The organism is Amycolatopsis keratiniphila (assembly GCF_000400635.2).
GTDB lineage: Bacteria > Actinomycetota > Actinomycetes > Mycobacteriales > Pseudonocardiaceae > Amycolatopsis > Amycolatopsis keratiniphila.
Map to the genome: position 1 here is coordinate 5,946,692 of NC_021252.1, position 17,253 is coordinate 5,963,944.

The 17,253-nt window shown below is 64.1% G+C and carries 10 protein-coding genes; 4 read left to right on the plus strand and 6 right to left on the minus strand.

Translation table 11 applies throughout. From position 1 onward, the window contains the following. Nucleotides 1–36: 36 nt before the first annotated feature. Nucleotides 37–1,791: a condensation domain-containing protein gene (locus tag AORI_RS67715; protein WP_016335670.1), complete on the plus strand. Its 1,755-nt coding sequence runs from the start codon at nucleotides 37–39 to the stop codon at nucleotides 1,789–1,791. 7 nt (nucleotides 1,792–1,798) lie between these two features. Here AORI_RS67715 and AORI_RS67720 read toward each other — a convergent pair whose 3' ends face one another. From AORI_RS67720 to AORI_RS67740, 5 genes are all read right to left on the minus strand, one after another. Continuing rightward, nucleotides 1,799–5,299 carry a non-ribosomal peptide synthetase gene (locus AORI_RS67720; protein WP_016335671.1) on the minus strand — a complete coding sequence of 1,167 codons (3,501 nt, stop codon included), beginning with the start codon at nucleotides 5,297–5,299 and terminating at the stop codon, nucleotides 1,799–1,801. Nucleotides 5,300–5,482: 183 nt separating this feature from the next. Then, nucleotides 5,483–6,235 (minus strand): thioesterase II family protein, encoded by a 753-nt coding sequence (locus tag AORI_RS67725; RefSeq protein ID WP_016335672.1) that lies wholly within the window; start codon nucleotides 6,233–6,235, stop codon nucleotides 5,483–5,485. Beyond that, nucleotides 6,236–8,020 carry an amino acid adenylation domain-containing protein gene (locus AORI_RS67730; protein WP_123798528.1) on the minus strand — a complete coding sequence of 595 codons (1,785 nt, stop codon included), beginning with the start codon at nucleotides 8,018–8,020 and terminating at the stop codon, nucleotides 6,236–6,238. It abuts the gene before it with no gap. Nucleotides 8,021–8,249: 229 nt separating this feature from the next. Further along, complete coding sequence (locus tag AORI_RS67735) at nucleotides 8,250–9,317, minus strand: ParB/RepB/Spo0J family partition protein (protein ID WP_046199836.1); 1,068 nt, start codon at nucleotides 9,315–9,317, stop codon at nucleotides 8,250–8,252. A 287-nt stretch (nucleotides 9,318–9,604) separates the two neighbouring features. Then, nucleotides 9,605–10,345, minus strand: a complete 741-nt coding sequence (locus AORI_RS67740) for a GNAT family N-acetyltransferase (RefSeq protein WP_043848241.1) — start codon at nucleotides 10,343–10,345, stop codon at nucleotides 9,605–9,607. An 87-nt stretch (nucleotides 10,346–10,432) separates the two neighbouring features. Between AORI_RS67740 and lxmK the strand changes: the two genes are divergently transcribed. The 3 genes from lxmK to AORI_RS67755 all read left to right on the plus strand — a co-directional run bounded on the left by lxmK (nucleotide 10,433) and on the right by AORI_RS67755 (nucleotide 13,856). After that, a complete protein-coding gene (gene lxmK, locus AORI_RS83020) occupies nucleotides 10,433–11,437 on the plus strand; it encodes a class V lanthionine synthetase subunit LxmK (RefSeq protein ID WP_081809712.1) in 1,005 nt (334 codons plus the stop codon). Further along, complete coding sequence (locus AORI_RS82520; protein ID WP_123798532.1) at nucleotides 11,434–12,351, plus strand: T3SS effector HopA1 family protein; 918 nt, start codon at nucleotides 11,434–11,436, stop codon at nucleotides 12,349–12,351. Before lxmK ends, AORI_RS82520 begins: the two co-directional genes overlap by 4 nt. A gap of 278 nt (nucleotides 12,352–12,629) precedes the next feature. After that, nucleotides 12,630–13,856 (plus strand): MFS transporter, encoded by a 1,227-nt coding sequence (locus AORI_RS67755; protein WP_043848242.1) that lies wholly within the window; start codon nucleotides 12,630–12,632, stop codon nucleotides 13,854–13,856. Here the strand turns inward: AORI_RS67755 and AORI_RS82525 are convergent. Next, the gene (locus AORI_RS82525; protein WP_016335678.1) at nucleotides 13,830–17,099 is read right to left on the minus strand and encodes an AfsR/SARP family transcriptional regulator; all 3,270 of its coding nucleotides are present in this window, start codon (nucleotides 17,097–17,099) and stop codon (nucleotides 13,830–13,832) included. The two genes, AORI_RS67755 and AORI_RS82525, sit on opposite strands and share 27 nt — an antisense overlap. Nucleotides 17,100–17,253: the final 154 nt, after the last annotated feature.

Here is a 17,253-nt window from a genome sequence, read left to right on the forward strand (position 1 = left end):
TTCAATATTGACTACAGTCAATCAGGGAGGCTTGCCGTGTCCGAGGTACGCACCACGATCGCCGAGCTGTCCATGCGGAACCGAGCCGCGCTGCTGGCCGAACTGCGCGGCCGCGACCGCCCGGTCCGGCGCGGGCTGGACTCGGCGCCCGCGACCTTCCAGCAACGCGCGTTATGGTTCCTCGACCGCCTTTCACCCACCTCGACGGCCTACAACATGCCCGTGCACCTGCGGCTCACCGGGCCGCTGGACGTGACCGCACTCCGCCGAGCCTTCGCCGCGGTCGTCCGCCGGCACGACGCGCTGCGCACGCGCTTGACCGAGCGAGACGGGCAGCCGCAGCTGGAGGTCATCCCTGACGTGCCCCATGGCCTGCGGACCGCCGAAGCGCCGGACACGGCCACCGCGCTCGAACAGGCAGCGCAACTCGGTGCGCGGCCCATCGACTTGACCTCGGCGCCGCTGTGGCGGGCCAAGCTGTGGCGGATCGGCCCGGCCGAGCATGTATGCACCTTCGCGGGCCACCACGCGATCTTGGACGGGACATCGCTGGCGATCCTGTGGCGCGACCTCGCGGATCACTACCGCGCCGAAGTCGACGTCAACGAAGCCGGCGGGCCACGGCCCGTCCCGCCGATCACTTACGCCGACTTCGCCGCCTGGCAGCACGACAGGGTCACCTCAAGCGCATGGCGCCGCTCCCGCCGCTACTGGCTCGAGAACCTCCACGACCTTCCTACGCTTGCGCTGCCCACCGACCGCCCGCGGCCGTCCGCGCCCACGGGCGCAGGCGGCATCCGCACCGCGCCGGTGCCGCCCGAAACCGCCGCCGCGGTGCTGCGGCTGGCCCGAACCGAGGGCACGACCCCTTTCACGGTCCATCTCGCGGCGTTCTGGCTACACCTCGGCCGACACGCGAACCAGGACGACATCGCGGTCGGCACCGCCACCGAAGGCAGGCCGGTGGCCGAGGTCGCCGAAGTGCTCGGCTACTTCGCCAGCATGGTTGTGCTGCGCGGTGACCTCGGTGGCACACCGACCTTCCGTGAGCTGGTCAGCCGGGCGGCCGCAACCACCCGGCAGGCGCTCGCGCACGCGGACCTGCCGTGGGAACTACTGGTGGACGCCGTCGCCCCCGACCGCGATCTCGGTCGTTCGCCGCTGTTCCAGGTCGGCTTCGGGGCCGCCGAGCAACTCGCGCCACCTTCGTTCGGCGAAGTCCACGCCGAGGAGGTCCACCAGGATCTGGGCACCGCCCGCTTCGACCTGAACTGGACAGTGACGCTGGGCTCTTCCGGGGAGGTGGTCGTCGAGTACAGCACAGACCTCTACCACCCCGCGACCGTCGACACGATGATCGAGTCCTACCTTGAACTCCTGCGATCCCGGCTGTCCGAACCCGACGTGCCCACGAGCGTCACGGTGACCAAGGCGGCCGAGATCCGCGTCGTGGACGACGAGGACGACTACGTTGCCCCCGAATGCCCCACCGAGCACGAACTCACCGAGGAGTTCGCACAGGTACTGGCGCGGTCCGGAGTGGGAACGCGTACGAACTTTTTCCGCGCGGGCGGGAGCAGCCTTCAGGCCGCCCAGCTCATCGCCGCGATCCGCGAGCGGTTCGCCGTGGAGCTGACCGTCCTGGAGTTCTTCCGCACCCCGACCATCGGCGGCCTCGCCGTGCGGATCGACCGCCGACGAGCCGCCCGGCTCGACGACGGCGCTCTGGTGGACCTGATCGAAACGCTGTCCGACGACGAGGTCGAACGGCTGCTGACCGTGGTGGACTGAGGAAACCTCACCCCGCCACGGCCAGCAACCCTGCCAGGCGGAGATCGTCGTCCGCACCGCCTGGCAGCAGCACCGGGCCCGCACCGCCAGGAATCCGGTCCCAGCTCGACGTCATCGCCCGCAAGCTGGTGTCCACCACGAAGACCGGTCCCCCTGCCCGCGCCGCCACGTGGGCCGGAAGGGGCCCTGGCCGCACCGCGACCACGGGAACCGTGCAGCCGAATTCCTCGCGTAGCCGGATAGCGGTCTCCAATGCCGGCACCGCCTCGTCGCCCCAGCCCGCCACGACCATCCGGGCACCGAAGCCCGCTAGCAGCCCCACCGCCTCTGTCCACACAGTGTCCGCGGCGCACATCCGTGTCACGCGCGAAGGCTCCATCGCCGCCAAAACCCCGTCCGTCTGCCCCTTCGCGGCGACCAAGAGCAAAGCCGAATGGCGGAGGTCGTGGTCACGGGGCTGGGCTCCGGCGGCGGCGAGCACCTTCGCCCGCCGAATCCGGTCCGCGAGTGTCCGCACCGTCGGTTCTTCGACGAAGTCGGCGAGCGACAGACGGACACCGAAGCGCAGCGAGACGTGTTCCAGCACCCTCGACGCCGCGACGACATCACCACCGAGATCCGGAAAGACGGCTTCGGCCGGGATCGCCGCACGGCCGAGGACCTCGGCCCAGATCGCGCTCACCTCGATGTCCTCTGGCCGCATCAGGTACTCGCCGGTCCGTCTCGGTGGCGTAGCGCGCGCGAGCCGCGCGCGATCGATCTTGCCGTTGGGCCCGAGCGGCAAGGCCGCGACCGTGGCCCAGGAGGCCGGGACCATGTACCTCGGCAACCGATCCCTGGCATGCGCGCCGACCCTCGCCACCATCTCCCGTGGAGACAGCTCCGAACGCTCGGGTTGCAAGAACGCCACAATGCTCCGCTCTTCGCCCGCACCGGCCACGATCACGGCCGCGGCGGCGACGCCGGCACAGCCCTGCAGGACCGTCTCGATCTCGCCCAGCTCGATGCGCTGGCCCCGGATCTTCACCTGCCGGTCGCCGCGACCATGCAGTTCGACCGCGCCGTCGGGGCGGAAGCGGGCGAGATCACCGGTGCGGTACCGGCGCGCTCCGCCACCCATGCCGGGATCCGGTACGAACCGCGCGGCCGTCTCGGCGCGTCGCCCGGTATACCCTCGGGCGACTCCCGCCCCGCCGACGCACAGTTCGCCGACCACACCGGGCGCGACGTCTCGCCCAATTTCGTCCACAATGGACACACTCGTGCCGTCGATCGGCTTGCCGACCGAAAGCACGTGTGGTTGCGGACCGGGTCGCAACCTGGCTGAAAGCGTGTACAGCGTTGTTTCGGTCGGTCCGTACGTGTGCCAGAACGAGTGACAACTCGCTAGCAAACGCCCGGCCAGCGCAGGACTGACGAGATCACCACCACACATCGCCACAAGCCCTGGATCACCTGGCCAACCGCAGAACAGCAGCATCTGCCAGGTCATCGGCGTCCCTTGCAGGTACCGGGGCCGATAGCCGTCCAAGGCCGCGCGCAGGCGTTCACCGTCGCGGCTCTCGTCCGAAGTGGACAGAATCGTCTCACCGCCGTGTGTCACGGGCAGCAGCAACTCCAGCATCGCGATGTCGAAGGCGATCGTGCTCACCGCCAGCAGCCGTTCCCCTGGCCGGTAGTCCAGATCCGCACCTGTGGCCCGCAGGCAGTTGGCGAGCCCGCCGAGGGTCACTTCGACGCCCTTGGGCAGGCCGGTGGACCCGGAGGTGTAGAGCACGTACGCGAGATCGTCCGGGTGTGGCTCCGTCAGCGCACCGCCGGCCACATCCGGAAGATCGGAGACCCGCTGCACCGGAACGCCGGTGGAAATCAAGCCGTCATGCCGGTCCGTGAGGATCAACCGCACACCGGCGTCGGCGACGACATGAGCCAGCCGGGCCGACGGGTGCGTCGGATCCATCGGCACGCAGACGAACCCAGCTTTGGCGATCCCCAGGATCACCGGCACCACGTCCACGGACCGGTCCATCAGCAAGCCGATACGCGCTTGCCGTGGGAAGTCCAGCGCCGCCAGCCAAGCGGACACCCGGCCGGCGAACGTGCTCAGTTCGGAGTAGGTCAGCGTCTCCTCGTGTTGCCGGACAGCGACCGCCTCCGGCGTCGCCTTGACCCACTCGTCCACACGGTCGACCACCGGTACACAAGGGGCGGCCCCCTGTGACGACGATGCCGGTAGCGCGGTCCGATCGGCTTCGGTCAGCCAGGGGGTGTCCGCGATCGCGCGGTCCGGCTCGGCGAGCATCTGATCGAGCAAGACCGCGAATCGGTCCGCCAACGCGGAAACCATCCCGGCGTCGAGGAAGTCATCGTCATAGCTCCAAGTGACCACGGTCTCTTCACCTCGGCACACGTCAAGCCCGAGGTCGAAAGGGAACGCCTGATGGGCGAGTGCGTGCCACCGGGCAGCCGGAGCCGGATCGGGTGACGCTTTCCGGTGACCGAAGACGACCTGCACCATCCCGGGCAGAGGCGTGGACCGGTTGTGCCGGAAGCCCTCCGTCAAGGTGAAGTACGGAATCCGCTGAGCCAACGCCGACGCGCGTTCCCACGCCTCGGCGCGGATCGCCTCTCGTGGTGTGAGAGCCAAGGAGAGCGGGTTCCTCAGCGGCACCAGGTCTTCGAAGACTCCCACCGCGTCATCCGCCGGACGTCCGTCCGCCCACAGGCCGATCAGCACGTCACCCTGCCGGGTGTGGCGTAACACGAGCACGCGCAAGGCGATCAGCAGCACGGCTTCTTCACTGCCGCCGACAGCCGCGGCGAATTCAGCGAGACGATCTGCCGTAGCCGGGGCGATGACACGACGCACCACACCACCGAGACCACGGCGCCGCGGCGGCCTCGGCCGGTCCGTTGTCCAGACGATCTCATCCGCCGCACCGACCAGCGTCCGGCGCCGAAAAGCGACGGCATCCGGATCCTGACGATCCGCACCGACGTCCTCGGCGACCGGGCCGACGGTATCCTCGCCGCCGGCGATCCCGGCCGCGACGAGACGCAGCGATCCCATGTCGCAGACAGCGCGGTGAGCGGTCACGACGAGCAAGTGCCGTTGATCCCCGAGCCGGTACAGCCGGCACCGCGTGGCCGGGCCTGCTGCCAGATCGAACGGCGCCGCGCAGTCTTCCGCGACCAGCCGATCCACTTCCACGACGGGGAGGCTGGTGACGTCACGGACATCGAAGTCGACCTCGGCGGACATATGCGTTCGCGTGGACACACCGTTCTCGTCGAAGACGATGGACGTCCGCAACGCGGGATGTCGGGCCACGACCGCCGTGGCCCGCGCGCCCAGCCGATCAGGCTGCACCAGACCTTCAAGCATCAGGCCGACGGAACCGTGCCAGATCCCCGGCCTGGCCAGCCAACGGTCGGCGAAATAGACCGCGGCGGCCGCGTGCGACTCGATCGCCATCTTCTGGCTGCTGTCGGTCATCAGCGAAGCCATGGCCAGTCCGACGACTCGGTATCACGGCCGAGTTCCGGCAGGACGGTGAAACCCACAATACCCCCTCGATATTCTGTTTCCGCGTTTCAAACTGGATATCTCGCTAGTCCGGCCCTCGAGAAACGGTACGAGCGTTTCGAAGCGGGAAGGCCACCGATATCCACGACACCACGCTCGGCAGGCTCAACCCGACATAGTGGTCCCGGAGACCCCGACATCGGGTTTCAGGTCAGCGGAGCGCGCGACAATCCGCTCCAGCTCGACGAGTAAAGCTTCCGGGTCGTCGACGAAGTACATATGCGGCCCGGGGAAACGAATGAATTCGACGTTCGCTGCTCCGACTTCGGCCCAACCCGACACGTCACGATCAGACACGAGTTGATCCTCGCTACCACGCAGTACCGTGATCGGGATCGGGAGCGGGCTGCGCGAACTCGGCCGGTAGTCGCCGACGATGGCCATGTCCGCACGCAATGCCGGCAGGAGGACTTCGCGCAGGCCGGGGTCCGCGAGTGCCGGATGCACGTATCCGACCAGCTCGCTCAACCGCGCGATGAACTCTGCGTCGGTGATCGATGCGAGGTCCAACCGGGGCCGGGCCACCCACGGCGAGGCGGCGCCGCTGACCACCAGTGTGGCAGGCCGGGGTAATCCGCTCGCTACGAGTTCTTGCGCGACTTCGTAGGCCACCAAGGCGCCAAAGCTGTGGCCGAACAAGGCAAACGGACACTTTCCGACGGTACGCGAAATCTTCGCTGTCACAAAGTCGACCAAAGCGTCCATGGTGACCAGCGGAGCATCGGAAAATAGTTCTTCCCGGCCAGGCAGTTGCAACGGCACCAGCGAAACACGGCCACCGACGCGCTCATGCCATTGCCGGAACAAACCAGCCCCTGCCCCCGCGAAGGGCAAGCACACCAGTCTCGTCTCGCTCACCTAGTCATCCTTCTGTTTCGATCGGACAAGTTCGGTCATGGTTTTCAGCGAGGCGTGCAGATACAGTTCGCGCATCGTGATATCCGCCAGCCCGGATCTAGCCAACTCGACGGCGAGCCTGGCGGCCGCCAAGGAGTTTCCACCCACCTCGAAAAAGTTGTCGTCGGCAGCGACCGGGACGCCGAGTATCTCCTCCCAAATGGCGGCCACCTGAATCGAAATCGGCTCCGCCGGTAACCCGGCCGACGATTCGATCGGGAATTTCTTTCCCGGGGCAGGCAGCCGTGATATGTCGACCTTCCCGTTCACTGTCAGCGGCAGTTCCGGTATCACGGTTATCGTGTCCGGAACCAGGTAAGCCGGCAGACGCTCGGACAAATGCCGTCGCAGCTTCGCCATGCCGTACGACTCAGAGGTGACCACATAAGCATCGAGGCCACGCGAACCATTGCCAACGACCACCGCGGCTCTGACCGCGGGATTCTCGGTCAGAGCCGCCCGGATCTCACCCAGTTCGATTCGATGGCCGCGAACTTTCACTTGGTCGTCGAGGCGGCCGAGGTATTCGATCTCACCGCCGGGAAGCTCACGAGCCAGGTCACCACTCCGGTAAATCGTTCCATTTCCGTCCGGATCGGGCAAGAACCGTTGCTCATTCAACTCGGGACGATCGAGATATCCCAGTGTCACACCAGCGCCGCCCACGTAGATTTCGCCGGGTTCACCGACAGGAACCCGCTTGCCATCAGGGCCGAGAAGACGCACGGTCCAACCCGGCAGGGGCACACCCACCGATCGGGTACCCGACTCCACATCCACGGAAGTCAGTGTCCTCGTCGTCACGTGCACAGTCGTCTCTGTTATGCCGTACATGTTCTCGACTCGCACCTCCGGGTAGCGAGCGAACCATGAGCGAAGGGCGCGTACATCGAGCGCTTCGCCGCCGAACACGAGCAGCCGTACGGAAAGACCCCCGCCCGGAAAGGCGGGGGCGGCGATCAACTGCGTGAAGGCCGAGGGCGTCTGACTGAGCACGGTCACCCGCTCACGCACCAGCAGTGCATGGAACTCCGCAGGATCTCGCGTCGTCCAATAAGGAACCACGACCAGCCGACCTCCGGTCGACAGGCATCCCCACATTTCCCACACCGAGAAGTCGAAAGCGAAAGAGTGGAACAATGTCCACACATCGTCGTCGGAGAATCCAAAATTTCGCTCGACGGCTTCGAAGAGCGCAACCACGGACCGGTGCGGTACGAGTACACCTTTAGGTTTTCCAGTTGATCCTGACGTATAGATAATGTAGGCGACATCTTCAGGCGCGGGCCCCTCAAACGTGGGCTCGTTCATGCTCAGCCGGGAGCCCATATCGATCGCGCGTACTCCGGCAAAGCCGGACGTTCCACTCTGAGTGACCATCACTTTGATTTTGGAGTCTTCGGCTATGAAACGCGTACGTTCCAGTGGATACTCGGGGTCGAGTGGAACGTATGCGGCGCCAGTCTTCATCACCGCAAGCAAAGCGATAACGAGTTCGGGGCCTCGACGTAAACTCACGCCGACCCGATCACCACGCCGGACGCCCGCTTCGAAAATGGCCTGCGCGAGGTTCGATGAACGCTCGTGCAGCTGCGCATAGGTCAGCCTGCTTCCGTCCGAGGTGAGCGCCGTATGGCCCGGAAAAGTGGAAACCTGTCGTTCAAAGCGGGAAACAATGGTAGAGGTCAAAATCGCGTCACGACCCTCAGAAATACCTGCTGAGCCAGCGATCTCCCCTTTCGCCAACAAGGAGAATCTCTGCCTTCGCAGACAGGGAGCCTTCCGTCCATATTCCCTCCAGGCAATAGATTTCCGGCCACCTACCAGACTGGCGGGCAGCCCACCGTCGACACGACATCCTTATATGCGCCGAACAATGACAGTGAACCAGCACACTTCCTGGCGCACTGAAACCTACCCGAGCAAACAAATAAATTTCAAGTGCTTATTTTACGAGGGCCGGGCATACGATTCTTCATCGGGCGAGCATCTGCTCGCCACGGCGCTCGAGTCGATCAGCGAAGCCGCGCCAAGTAGCCGCGCATTCTCTCGCCAGCTTGACCACGGTATCCCGTTGATGACTGGGAACATGTCGCACCATGTCCTCCCATTGGTCGTCCTCAACCATGACACACCCGAGGAACCGCAGCAAGACTCGTCCAGGCTCGTTGGAACGCAAAGAGGGGTCCCGAGCGAGAAGCCCGATGAACTCGGCCGGAGAGAACGTCCGATGTACCGCGGACGCGGATCCCTCCGGCCGCTCAGCATCAGAGCCGCTTGACGATGACGGCGTCACCGCGGCACGGCGGGCGGATCGCGCCACGCCGGTCTTCGAGACCGCGTCGGCGAGCTCGGGCCGCCGGGGTTCACGGAATCCACGCTGACGTCGCGTCACCGGACTCTCGCCCCGAGCGAGCCGGGCACGTACATCGCGGACGGTCGACGGTGAAATTCCAGCCGCCTTCGCGATTTCACGCAGCGACGCCCGTGGGTTTGCCAGCATCAGCTCACCCGCACGACGACGCGCATCGGTGCTGTCGATCGGCCGGCTGCGGCCATCTCGTCCGACGCGAGTGTTCGACTGCCCGATCCGTTCACTCGAACACTCACGGATCGAGGCGACCGTGCTCGCCGACAGACCTGTGACCGCTGAGATACGTCGATCCGACCACGTGGGGTGCAAGTGGACGATACGACCTGCGGCAACCTTGCGATCGACCATCGACAACGGCATACCGTGTGCGTGATTGAGCTCGACGGCCAGTACGAAGGCGTCGGCCGCGCCTCCGGTGAAAAACACCACTTCGACGAAGTCATCACCCCGCAACGCGGCGGCACGCAGGCGGTGCATCCCGTCGATGACCGTCATCGTGGGACGGTGAACGACGATCGGGGGCAACGGCGTATCCATCGCGGCGAGCATTCTCGTGTGCTCGACCCGCTCTCCGTGCACGCGCGGCGAGTCCCCGGTCAAAAGATCGGTGATCGGCACCTTCTCCGGTGTGGCGGACAGTCCGCACCGTTCGGCAAGCAGTCCTTTCACGGAGCCCTTCCCCTCACCCAGTCAAGCTGGCCAGTCGCCGACCCCGGTCATGGTCGTGGCAGAGGTCGGCGACTGTCCTCCCCAGCGGACGTACCGAGTCTTGCGCAAGCCGCAGACGTTTCGCAGACGTCGACGTCTGCGCTGGTCACCACCGTTGATGCCGGACCCGGTGAGCGCCGCATGCCGGTCCGGATCGACGCCCGATCTGTCGGGTGCGGTGGTACCACTGTGTGGCCCATCCGCCATCGGACCGACTCGATGTCGCACTGGCCGGTACAGGTGCACAGTCAGGGAATAGTGACGGTCACCGGGCTATCGAACACCTCGAAGCCGTGCCGCGTATAGACGCGAAGGGCGGGATTGGTGTCGGTGACCACCAGTCCCACCACTCGAAGATCCGACGCCGCCGCGCGAGTCAGCGTCCGCCGGAGCAACGCCGTCCCCGTACCCGGGTAGGACGGATGCCGGAACAGGTCTGTAATAAACGGGCCTCCCCAGGGGATCTTTCCCGGGACATGGTTGAGAACCAGGCCGGCTACGACAGCACCGCTGTCGCAGACCACACAACTGAGGGACGACAATGCCCCGAAGGCAGCACCGGCCACCATCATTCCGAACCGATCACGGAGTACGGAATCGTCGTCGTACTCTTGCCGGTGGTCGGGATGACCGGGAGCATACGCGGCACGCCACGCCGGAAGCAGGTCGTCAATGGACCGGTCGAACGACTCGAAACGCAACGGCGACGGCAATGCCGGGTTCGCCCACTCCGCAGGTGGCCGCCGTACGGACAGGTCACAGGTCATCCGATGGGTCGCCCTGCCCAAGCGAGCACCTCGCCTCACCAGTTCTTCGGCGAACGCCTTCGGCGCGGTAACCGTCCAGCCCGACATCTCACGGAGCACGACGTCCGCCGCACCGGCACCGACAACCGCAACCCGGTCCGCCCAAGGCCGGTCCGCGTATTCCCGTCGAATGTAGGAAACAGCAGGCGCCCCATCGGCATTGGCGCGAATCTCACGCAACATGACTCCCCAACGTCGCCCCCTCCGGTCAGGCTAACATGAGGCGTGGTGACGAAAAACAGTTCTCCGGACACGCGCCCGCCAAGCCGAATGGTTATCGATTCCCTGTTGACACGACTCGGCCTGGGCACTCTGAGCCCAGCCTCGACCACGTACCACGGCCGGCACCACAACTGGGTCGGCACCACCGAGTCGGGCATAGAAGTCTTTGTCAAGTATATGCCGCCCGACTCACCGGACAGTACTGCCGCGCTCCATCGCTTGATCACTCTGGAGTCGGCCGGATGGTCTCCAGTCGCGAGGCCCAGATGCCTCGGTTGGGAAGCTGACACCGGGCTTATGGTGTTCGAACTGGTGACCCCCGCATTCGATGGCGGCCAACTCGCGGACAACGACGCTCTCGACGAAGCTACCGCCGGCGAGCTGGGTCGACTGGTCGCCAAGTTGCACGACGCGCCTTGTCCCCCGTGGCTGGACACGTCCAGGCCGCGGCTTCCCCCTTCGGCCGAGCTGGAAGCTCTGCCAGTGGACGCGTTCCGTAACGCGCATGCCGGGGAACTCGAGTTGTGGCAACTGGTGCAGAAGGATCAGCAGTTGGTCGAGGCGATCCGTTGGCTGTGCGATGTACCGGCACCGCACACACCCACCCATTGCGATCTCCGGCTCAGTCAGTTCATCATCGCCGGGGACGATGTATACCTTGCCGATTGGGAGGAACTCAGGCTTGCGGATCCAGCACGAGACGTCGGCGCGTTCGTCGGCGAGTGGCTGTTCCGAAGCGTGCTCGGAATTACATCCGATAAAGGAAAAATGGACCATGATGCAATCGTTTCACAAGGAACGAAGCAATTTTCTTCCGTACGTCCATTGATTACCGCCTTCTGGAATTCGTATGTGACTACCCGCCAGTGCCCCGATGCGGACCTCGCACTTCGTGCAACAGCGTTCGCAGGCTGGCATCAATTCGATCGGGCACTCGGAGCCGCGTATGGACAATCACGGCTTCTCCCGATCGAGCGGGCCGCGGCGGGGATCGGCCGAGCGGTGCTGCTCAGTCCTGAGCGGCTCATCGCCACGCTAGGACTGGCCGGATGAGCCAGCATTCTTCATCGGGAACAGGCTCACTCGCCGACGTGGTCAGGATGTTACAAGACGTCGATGTCGAGCTCGACAAGAACCGAGCCACCATCGCAGGTCACGTCATCGAAGCAGTTGATAGAATCGATCTGCGGTCAAAGCTCGTGGCAGCGCTCTACGACCATCTGCACACAGGCGGGAACTCGAACGAAACAGAGCCGCCGGGATTCTCCGCCGAACTGGCCGCGACGGTACCTCACAAGTTCACTCGCGTTCACGGCCGCGTATGGTCCGTCGAGAACGCAGGCGAAGCGGTCGTAGAGATCGATGGCGTCCGCGTTCGGATTCACGACACGAACATCGCGTCTTCGGAGATCGGCGAGGTCATCTCGATCGACATCGGCTGTACCCGCCCCAACCTGTCACCCGGCTTTTTCCTTGCCGACGGTTCTTTGGGCCACGGCCTCAGCAGCCGAGGCGACACGCTGCGGCTCTACGCACATCTTGTCGAACCGATCACCGCGACGGCGATATGGCATTCGATCCTGATTCTCCTTGAGCGGCTCCAGGTTCCCTACCGGGCGAAAATTAGCCTGTACTTGCCGCGCCGTGACGCGCTGGTCCTCTACCTCGGACGCCACGCTTGGCGGGCCCTGCCGAAGATCATCGAAGCATTATCGGACTCCCCCGGACTCGGCACGCCCGTCTCCACCTATGCGAACCGGCTGACCGACGGGGTCGCAATGGCTTGGAATCCCGATGACGCCAGGCCAGGCTACAGAGACTTGAGTTTTGGAGAGCACCGATCGCTCGCCATCGTCGACGCACTACTCGCTTCCGGCACTCGAAAGAAAGAGTTAAAGGATTCGTTCGCCTTGGGCAACATCGACCCATCGGGAATCTTCCGAAACGCTACATCGCCGCATCTGTGATACGAGTCACACAAGTTGGACGGTTGCCTCGGCGCACAAAGGCGTGCACTGTTGACCTCGCAAGATATCGATCAAGCATCCGGAGGGGTTCCTCGATGCACTCTGAAGAATTGTTCGCGGCGTACCACGAGTTCACCACCTCGACCGAACTGTCCGTCGCTTCATACGGATCACACACAGGATCCCGGAACACGACGACTCCCACTTTCCTCACTGACACAGCCGACCACGCGCACGCGCCGCGCAATAACGAATAGGGCGCATCGGAGGACGAGTCAGTGACGACATTTCGGGAAGTCTTCGCGAACACCGAGTTCCGTGCGATCTTCTGCGGACTCGGCTTGTCGACAGCCGGCGACTTCCTCGCCCGAGCTTCGGTTACGATCGGCGTCTACACCGCGAGCCAGTCGACAGGACTGATGGCTGTCACCTACGCGCTGACTTTTCTGCCCGACCTGGTCGGTGGCTCGTTACTGTCCGGCCTCGCGGATCGATTCAGCCGCAAAACCGTGATGATCGTAGCCGATCTGACGAGAGCCGCGCTGGTCGCGGTGATGGCGACTGCCGGACTACCGCTGGCAGTACTGTGGCTGCTGTTCATAGCAGTGCGGTTGCTGGACTCACCGTTTCGCAGTGCTCAGACCGCGACTTTGTCGGTGGTGCTCACCGGCGACCGCTACGTCGTCGGCACATCCGCCAATGCCATGCTGGCCAACCTGGCGGTAGGGGTCGGCTTTGCGGGAGCCGGCGCGGTTGTCCAGCAATTGGGCATGAGCACTGCTCTTTACATCAACGCGGCCACCTTCGTATGTTCCGCGTTGCTGATCTGGCATGGTGTTCGGTCCCGCCCGGCAACCGGTCCGGGCGGGACCTCCCCTTCTTCCGGCTGGTGGAGCTCGCTGGCCGCCGGTTCGAGACTGATCCGCACCGACCGGCGGCTCCGCGTACTGATGTCGTTCGCCGTCATACCTGGGATCTGTATGGTCGCGACCACCCTGGCCGCGCCATATGCGATCGAGTCCGGCAGTGATGAGGCCACCGCCGGGCTTTTGATGGCGCTGGGCTCGGTCGGCATGGTCGTCGGTGTGTGGGCACTGGCCAGATGGGTCCGGCCCGAGGTCAGAATGCGGCTGCTGGGTGTGCTCGCCGCGACATCGGCTGCACCATTCGTGCTGTGCGCCTGGAATCCGGACATCACCGTCACCGCGATAATATGGTTGGTCAACGGCGCCGCGACGTGTTTTTGGGTTCCGGTCACCACCGGTGTCGTACAGACCACACCCGATGCGATGCGCGGTCAAATGAGCGGTCTGGTCTTCGCGTTACTGCGCCTGAGCCAGGGCATAGCAGTTCTGGTCTACGGGCTGCTCGCCGAAATCGTCTCAGCGTCCACGGTCATCGCGACAGCCGGGCTGCTCGGACTGATCGTCTCCTGCTGGATCGGACTCACTTGGCGGCGCGTCGACGCGCGAACACAGTTACCTGCAACGAACGTCGGCCAATGACCGGCGAATACCTGAAGAGTCCGGTATCGCGGTTTCCTCCAGACATTCATCGGCCATACGCCAGTACCTTTCCGCGGCCGCCGGATCGCCGCCTGCACGGCGGGACAATGCCAGGACATGCAATGCGCGTGCCTGATCCAGTTGTGCGCCGAAACCCTGTGCGGCTGCGAACGCCGATCCCGCTTGCACCGCGGCCGACTCGAAGTTGCCGCCGTCGAGTTCCGCATGCGCCAAGGTCACCCTCGCTCGCATACCCAGTATCTTCAGTCCGGCGCCCTCGCATAACGCGATGGCCCTTCGGGCCTGCGATACCGCGAGCATGGCATTACCGGTCACCCGGCTGATGTCCGCGTGCCCGACGAGCGCCGAGACTTCACCACGTGTATATCCGATTTCCTGACATAGGCTGAGCGCAGCACGATACAATCGGTGTGCCTCGTCCAGATCGCCGTTCATCTGACGCAAGGCAGCCAATGCGATCAAGGCTTCCGCCTCGTCGTCTTTGGCGGCGCTGTCACGGGAGATCCGCAGGGCCAGCCTTGCGTTCTGGCCGGCCGCTTCCAGATTGCCGCATTCTCGGTAAGCATGAGAAAGATGTCCGAGTACGTCTGCTTCAAAATGGCCGACGGAGCCATTACGAAGTAGTTCCAATGACCTGGTGAACTGTTCGATGGCTGCGCCGCAATGCCCGCGAAGCAACAGGATCTCCCCAAGAATTCCTCGCACGTCGCCCTCTGAAGCTTGCTCGCCGGCGGGATCACATAACTCGATGGTCCGCCTCGCGGCCTTCTCCGCATCATTCAAATTACCACGCAAAAGTTCCGCATAGCTCAAGCAGAGCCAGCCGAACCGCTGCAGGGGCACGTTCTCGGTCTGCTCAGCCAACTCCAAGCCCTCGTATATCAGGCTTGCCCCGTCGTCGATCCGACCCGCTTCGCGCTGTGTGGCCCCTAGCGCCACGAGCGCGTGCGCTTGCCCTTCGACGTGCCGCGCCGCCCGGTAGGCCAAATGTTCTTGACTGAAGTGGTGCAATGATGCCTTGAGCTCGCCATGCCGAAAATTGAGCGAGCCCAGGCAACAATGTATGGCGGCGATCGCCGAAAGATCGTCTTCTGCAATCGCTGCACGAAGCGCGGCCGCAAAAACGGCCAACCCTTCTTCGCGATTGCGTCCACTCGCCACCAAGTACGGGCGCAGAGTCTCGACCAGTAGCCATGCCAGCCGGTTGAAGTCACTTTCCAACGCGCCCACCACGGCGGCGAGCACGTTGACGCATTCGACGTTCATCCAAGCCACGGCTTCGCTGGAATCAGCGAAGCCCTGCTCGATCTTGGCCGCAAGGAATTCCGGTCGAGGCTGCCGCACGTAGGTGGGATATAGGATCTCCGCAGCCGCCTCCGTATGCCGGAAATAGAAAGTGAGCAGTCGCTCTGCGGCCTCGGCTGCCACTACGGGCTCTTCGGCGCAGCGTTCTTCAGCGAACATGCGCAGTAGATCATGTAACTGGTATCTCCCCCCGGCCCCCCTCATCACCAGGTTCGCCACCGTCAACTGGTCAAGCAGAGCCTCGGCGCGCACATCGGTCACACCGAGGAGGGCGCCGACAGCGGCGACTGAGAAATCAGTTCCCCAGATTAGTCCCAGCAGGCGAAACGCCTCGGCGGTGGCATCCTCCAACGCCGCATAGGAGTGCTGGAACGCCGTACGGACAGTGGCTTCTTCGTCACCGTCGATTTCCAATGATGTCAAGCGATTACCTTGACGAAACCCTGCGACGTAGTCTGCCAGCGATCGGCCTGGCTGCGTGACCACGTTCGCTGCCGCGATTCGCAGCGCCAGAGGCAGCCATCCGCACAGACTGGCCAATTCCATTGCGGCGGCCTGCTCCCTCCTTACCCGCTCGGCTCCGACAATGTTGACCAATAGTTCGAGTGACTGCTCGTCGGTGAGCACGCCGAGCTGGAACAGCTCCGCACTTTGCAGCGCTACCAGTCCACGTAGGTCATTACGGCTGGTCACCACGACGGCGCATCCCGGTGCACTCGGCAGTAACGGGCGAACTTGGCCGGGATTGCCGGCATTGTCCAGCAGGACAAGGACCTTCCGGCCGCGCAGGAAGGTACGATACAGTCCGACCAATTCCTCTCGATTGGCCGGGAGCTGCGCCGCCTTCGCACCCAACGAGGTCAGAAAGCGAGCCAACACGTCGGTCGGCGTCAACGCCGGCATGGATGCGTGACCACGCAAGTCGACGTATAGCTGGCCGTCTGGAAACTGGTCATGCATCTCATGCGCGACCTTCACGGCAAGGGCGGTTTTGCCGACGCCCGGTAACCCGGTGATCACGACGACGGGTACGCCGGTGGTTGACTTGCCCAGCGCCTTCTTGATCTGGCTCGCGAACAGCTCCCTGCCGACGAAGTCCGGCACATCCGCGGGCAACTCGTGCGGCGCTGAATCATCGGCGTCGCTTTCAGGAGCAGCATCCGCCGTCGACGGGCCCACAGCCGAACTACGCGCCAAGAGCCGCCGATACAACGTCTGCAGCTCGGCATCGGGATCGACGCCGAGCTCGTCGGCGAGCGATTCCCTGATTCTGTGATACACAGCGAACGCTTCGGCCTGCTGACCGGACCTGTACATCGCAAGCATGAGCTGACTGTGCAACTTCTCACGTAGCGGAGCAGCATGAGTGGCCGCATGAAGTTCGGGGATCAGCTCGCGGTGCCGTCCCAGGCGGAGCTCTGCGTCGAACAGGAGCTCCAAGGCCATCAGTCGCTCCTGTTCCAACCGCGGCAAGTAGATCGTTCGAAGCGAGTCCGATGAGACATCCGCTAATGCTTCGCCACGCCAACATGCAAGGCCGTCACGTAAAATTCGGGCTTTGTCTTCGAAATCCAAAGCGTGCCGCGCCAGTTCGGACAGTTCACGAAATCGAGCCAGGTCCAATTCACCGGGTTCGACAGAAATTCGATAGCCCCCGGTCAAGGTCGCTATCCGCCCAGGATCGCCGATCACCCGGCGCAGGCGCTGAACGTAGGTCTGCAACGTCGCACGGGCGCCGCGAGGAGGGCCTTGATCCCACAGCAGGTCCACTAACTCATCGGCACTGACCATCTTATTTGGCGCAAGAAGTAATCTGGCGAGCAGGACGCGTTGCTTCGACGCATTGACAGGAACGGCAACTCCGCCGACAACCACCTCGAGAGGACCCAGGATACGAAAATTTAGCCCCTCCCCCATTCGCATCCTCCCACACGCTGATCCACACTACTTAAACCTTAGCACTGGAAGCCCGGACGATGCCAGTATTTCCGCAGGACAGACAGGTAATTGAGGATCCAAGAGTCGACTCACACCGTGATGCAACCGAGATTGCCGACCGCCGGGATGCGCC